Source organism: Streptomyces sp. NPDC055103, from assembly GCF_053607625.1.
The window spans coordinates 1-1,126 of the sequence record NZ_JBSGTX010000195.1 but is presented as its reverse complement, the minus strand read 5'-3'; the positions used below and the strand labels follow the sequence as shown (position 1 = coordinate 1,126).

Sequence of the window (1,126 nt, the reverse complement as noted above, 5' to 3'; positions counted from 1 at the left end):
GGTCCCGTGAGGACGTCGTCGGGCCGCTCCCGCTCATTAACACGGCATCTGCACCAAAGCGTTTCATCTGGTTTTTGATCATTGCAACTTCAGGATGCATATCGAGCGTAACAGATTCAAGCACATTGCCTAAACGGCTGCACATCTTCTGAAAACTCTTTTCTTCTATCGCCTCGATCATTCCTTGTACATCGGGATGCTTTATACCATCCAGTTTCAGCGCTCTGTACACTTCAGCAGTTGAAACACCGATTGTCGGCTTCGCTAAAATGACCCAGCAGTGCGGAGGCGTGCTGATATGTTTAATTTTCTCGCCGCGCCCTGTTGCTAATGCAGTTCCGCCATAGACACAAAATGAAACGTCAGAGCCAATTTCCGCTCCAAGCTCAGCAAGCGTTTCCGCAGACAGATTTAAATTCCACAGTCTGTTCAGCCCTCTGAGCGTCGCCGCCGCATCACTGCTCCCGCCGGCAAGACCGGCAGCCACCGGAATTACCTTCGTAATCATGATGGAAACTCCCTTTTTCACGTTGTATCTGTCCTTGATCAGCTTGGCAGCCTGATAAGCTAAGTTTCTTTGGTCATCAGGCACAAATCGGTTGTGGGAGGAAACCCTCACTTCATCCTCTGCAAGCTCCGTCAATTCAATTCGATCAGCTAAATCAATTGTCGTCATGATCATTTCGACTTCATGATAGCCATCCGGGCGTTTTCGGGTGACGTCAAGTGACAGATTGATCTTAGCTGGCGCTTTTTCTAAAATACGCATAGCTTTCACCTACTTCTCCATCTAAACATAAGTATGAACATTGTATCACATTTGAAGTACAGGATGAACATATCCATATTCAGCCCATTATGTATTTATATCCAAAATAAAAAAACCAGGGAACAGCACGTCCCCCGGGTCACATCCTTATCGGTTATTCTGATTCTGAGCCATTTGCTGTTCGGCGATTTCTATAGCGCGCTTTACCATGTTACCGGCATCGCGAGCCCGAATTTCGCCCCAGCCGCCATTTTTTACTGTGTCATAAAAACCAAGGTCTTTAGCAAGCTCATATTTAAACTCATCTGACATAACTCCACGACGTCTGCCCAAACGAAACAACCCCTTTTTTAGAAG

The 1,126-nt window shown here is 46.7% G+C and carries 2 protein-coding genes; both read right to left on the bottom strand.

Annotation, left to right across the window (positions count from 1 at the left end; translation table 11 throughout):
• Window positions 1-769 (bottom strand): 4-(cytidine 5'-diphospho)-2-C-methyl-D-erythritol kinase (ispE, locus tag ACWFR1_RS40475; protein WP_453561162.1); only part of this gene is annotated, 769 nt, incomplete at its 3' end.
• A 147-nt stretch (window positions 770-916) separates the two neighbouring features.
• Window positions 917-1,126: small, acid-soluble spore protein, alpha/beta type (locus tag ACWFR1_RS40470; protein ID WP_453561160.1), on the bottom strand; the 210-nt coding region annotated here is incomplete at its 5' end.